This is a genomic window from Polynucleobacter sp. 39-46-10, from assembly GCF_002282275.1.
This window is the reverse complement of record NZ_NCJB01000261.1, coordinates 1-3,421: the sequence shown is the minus strand read 5'-3', so window position 1 is coordinate 3,421 and position 3,421 is coordinate 1. Positions and strand designations below refer to the sequence as shown.

The 3,421-nt window shown below is 44.7% G+C and carries 6 protein-coding genes; 2 read left to right on the top strand and 4 right to left on the bottom strand.

The window, feature by feature from the left end; genetic code table 11:
• The first annotated feature begins 44 nt into the window (after positions 1–44).
• Complete coding sequence (locus B7X71_RS13965; RefSeq protein WP_293601055.1) at positions 45–335, top strand: serine/threonine protein kinase; 291 nt, start codon at positions 45–47, stop codon at positions 333–335.
• Between the two features lie 27 nt (positions 336–362).
• Positions 363–1,136, top strand: coding sequence for a polyphosphate kinase 2 (gene ppk2, locus B7X71_RS13960; protein WP_363927099.1), 774 nt, complete (start codon positions 363–365; stop codon positions 1,134–1,136).
• A 5-nt stretch (positions 1,137–1,141) separates the two neighbouring features.
• Here the strand turns inward: ppk2 and B7X71_RS13955 are convergent, their stop codons facing one another.
• From B7X71_RS13955 to B7X71_RS13940, 4 genes are all read right to left on the bottom strand, one after another.
• On the bottom strand, positions 1,142–2,035 hold the full coding sequence (locus B7X71_RS13955; RefSeq protein WP_293599163.1) for an alpha/beta hydrolase: 894 nt from the start codon (positions 2,033–2,035) through the stop codon (positions 1,142–1,144).
• Between the two features lie 56 nt (positions 2,036–2,091).
• Positions 2,092–2,355 carry a hypothetical protein gene (locus B7X71_RS13950; RefSeq protein ID WP_293599162.1) on the bottom strand — a complete coding sequence of 88 codons (264 nt, stop codon included), beginning with the start codon at positions 2,353–2,355 and terminating at the stop codon, positions 2,092–2,094.
• Positions 2,356–2,362: 7 nt separating this feature from the next.
• Entirely contained in the window at positions 2,363–3,049 is a 687-nt protein-coding gene (locus B7X71_RS13945) for a DUF3313 domain-containing protein (RefSeq protein ID WP_293599161.1), read from the bottom strand.
• Between the two features lie 88 nt (positions 3,050–3,137).
• Positions 3,138–3,421: hypothetical protein (locus B7X71_RS13940; protein ID WP_293601054.1), on the bottom strand; the 284-nt coding region annotated here is incomplete at its 5' end.

Here is a 3,421-nt window from a genome sequence, read left to right as displayed (position 1 = left end):
TTACACAGATTAAATAACAAGCACCCTATTTAAAGGAATACGTCATGAGTCAGAAAAAATTAGTGAAGCAATTATTGAAAAAACTAGACAAGCTCGAGGCTGACAGAGAGAAATTAATTGATAAGCTTGCTAAAGCTCTTGATAAGTTAGAGAAAAAGGCTCCAGCTAAAAAAGTACCTGCAAAGAAAGCGGTTGCGAAAAAGGCTCCAGCTAAAAAAGTTACCGCTAAGAAGGCGCCGGCCAAGAAAGCTGTGGCTAAGAAGGCTCCTGCAAAAAAGGCTGCCGTAAAAAGAGCTCCAGCTAAAAAAGTAGTTTCAGAGACACCCGCTCAATAATCATTCAGCATTTCCTAAGGACTGCCCGTGAGTAAGTCACTGATTTCTGAGGATACTTACGAGGCAGACTTACGGCTTCTGCAGATTGAATTAGTCAAACTACAGCGTCATAACATTCAAAAAGGCAAACGTCTCTTAGTTATTTTTGAAGGACGTGATGCCGCAGGAAAAGATGGCAGCATTAAAAGTGTTACTGAAAATTTAAGCCCAAGAGATACCAAGGTTGTTGCTCTAGCTGCCCCCTCATCCCTTGAAGAGTATGAGTGGTACTTTCAGAGATATGTTGCGCAACTCCCATCATCTGGTGAAACCGTCCTCTTTAATCGAAGTTGGTATAACCGCGCCGGCGTAGAAAAAGTGATGGGCTTTTGCACTGATGACCAATACAAACTATTCATGGCAACTGTAAATGATTTTGAATCTCTACTTGTAAGATCCGAAATTCAAATCATTAAGTACTACCTCGATATCTCCAAAGAAGAGCAAGAAAAAAGGCTTAAAGATCGCAAAAAAGATCCGCTGAAGCAGTGGAAGATCAGCCCTATCGATCAGAAAGCTCAAAAGATGTGGGACGCTTACTCTGAAGCTAGAGACGAAATGCTCAAGAAAACTAATTCATCAGATGCGCCGTGGACCGTCATCTGTGCAAATGACAAAAAGCTTGCACATCTGAATTTGATTGCTGATTTATTGTCCCGAGTTAATTATCCAGATAAAGACAAGAAGATCTTAAAAATTAATCCCAAGATTGTTTTAAGCTGGCCAGCCACTTCTAAAAAATTGCCCAAACTAGCCAAATAGAATACTCAAGCAAAGAATTTCTCTGCCTCAGCAAGCAGCTCCTGCGGCAATTCCTCAGGAATGTAGTGGCCACAAGGAACCCCTCTTCCAGAAACATCTGCAGCCACCCTCTTCCAGTCTTCAATTGGTGAGAAGCACTTAGCTATTAGGCCGCGATCTCCCCATAGGACTCGAAATGGCATTGGTAATTTCTTACCAGCAGCTCTATCAGCTCGATCATGTATTAAATCGATTGAAGCAGACGCACGATAGTCCTCGCACATGGCATGCAAAGATGCCGGATTACTTGCACCCTCTAGATACTCAGACCACGGTTGTGAGTCAAAAATTCCAATACCAGCATGCCTGCCCATATGGTTTTTAATCCAAAACTCGGGGTCAGCGCCAATCAGCGTCTCAGGAATAGGATGCGCTTGGATTAAGAAAAACCAATGCCAATAGCCTCGAGCAAATTCCATCGTAGTGTTCTCGTACATTGCGAGTGTTGGAGAAATATCGAGCACCATCAGGCGCTCGATGCTCTCAGGAAAATCCATTGCTAGACGATGCGATACACGCCCACCACGATCATGACCTAATACCGAGAATGTCTTGTGCCCAAGGGCTTGCATCACGGCATGCTGATCAGTAGCCAAGGATCTTTTTGAGTAGGTTGAATGATCTGGAGTCCCAGCTGGTTTTGATGAGGCGCCATAACCACGAAGATCCGTCACGACCACAGAAAAACGCTTTGCCAACTGAGGGGCAATGTGACGCCAAATTGCTTTAGATTGAGGAAATCCATGCAGCAGTAGCAACGCGGGACCGGAGCCAGCAGTCTGGCAAGCAATATCAATCGGGCCATCTGCCGAAGGGACTGTAATGATGGAATCCTTAAAACCTTCAATTACGTAAGTCATCATCTACTCCAATAAAAAAGAGCCTCATCTGAGGCCCTTTCATTCTATCAATCTAATTACCTAGCGGCCATTGCCTCAATCTGAGCAACCGTAACATAGCCTTTATTCTGCTCATCAATTCTACTGAAATGATCGTAGACTCGAGGCATACACCCCTTAGCCTCATTAAGAGTAAGTTTGCCATCTCGATTGACATCATACTGAGAAAAACGTTCTTGAATCTCTTTATTACGTGATGCCTCATCAGCATACACAGGAGTTGCAATGAAAATGGATACTGCTGCACCGATGAGACCAAGATTAGAAATGAAAGCTCGCATCAGAAATTTATTTAGCCCCAGTAGCTCTTGGATCGGCAGAAGTTTCCATAGCTACCTTCACTACCTTTTTGGCCATAGCGACAAATGATTCAACGGAACCTCCGCCAGTTCGGAAAGACTCTCCCTGAATTGTTACCAAGCCTTCACCAATCACATCTTTGGTTTGGCTATCAGTAATCTTGCTCTCCACTAGCATCGCTGGAGTTTTAGAGTTCACGCCACCGGCATAAGCAGCCGCATTCATGGCCAAGCCAATCGGCGTGAAATTCCACGGCTGCAAACTATCAGCTGAACTTTCTGCCCCAGTAATACCAACAGAGATTCGCGCTACACCTGGACCAGGCTGATTTACGATCTTGATATTTCCGCGACTATTCACTGCGCTGACCATTGAATCCTGCAATGCGATCTGCGCCTGATTAATCACCTCTGGAGAAATTTCTTTAGTAGCATTCTGATTTAAATAAATTGGGTCCAAAATTACTGCAGTGTATGCGCCAGGATTGACACCCGCCTTGCGATATCTCCAAATACGGGTATCGGCTTCAGACGTAGCCATTGGCACCAGCACAGAATAATTTGGTAAGAAGCCAGACTTTGGCATTGGCTGACTTGCCAACTTAGGAGTATTACTACATGCCGCCAATAAAGTGGCTGCAGAAATTGCTACAACTAAAGCACCTAATTTATTCATTTTTGGATCCGATGCGTGATTTGATGTGGATTAGCTCTTAGGCTAGTTGAACTGATCATACGCCTCATTCAAGACTGTGACCCACACCCTAGGGTGCTGGGCACGGCATGAGGCTGCCAGACTTTTGATGGAGTTGTGGCTTGCACTCAACTGGTGCAGTAACGGCCTTTGGTGCTGAAGTGGGTGTTGAGGTAGAAGTTGATGATGGGCTTGTAGTTGCTTTAGATGTCTGAACCTCTGTACCCTGCTTCACTTTTGGTGCAGTTGTATTTAAGGCCGGAATCGATTTATAAAATTGCTTATCGCTACCAGGGCAAGGCATTAAGGCCCCGGTCTTGGCGTTCATGATGGGCTTACATTCTGGGTCGGCCT

What these genes read in the sequence shown, in the direction of transcription:
- B7X71_RS13965 (WP_293601055.1), top strand. Translation starts at nt 45, where the DNA reads ATGAGTCAGAAAAAATTAGTGAAGCAATTATTGAAAAAACTAGACAAG.
- B7X71_RS13955 (WP_293599163.1), bottom strand. Translation starts at nt 2,035, where the DNA reads ATGACTTACGTAATTGAAGGTTTTAAGGATTCCATCATTACAGTCCCT.
- B7X71_RS13950 (WP_293599162.1), bottom strand. Translation starts at nt 2,355, where the DNA reads ATGCGAGCTTTCATTTCTAATCTTGGTCTCATCGGTGCAGCAGTATCC.
- B7X71_RS13945 (WP_293599161.1), bottom strand. Translation starts at nt 3,049, where the DNA reads ATGAATAAATTAGGTGCTTTAGTTGTAGCAATTTCTGCAGCCACTTTA.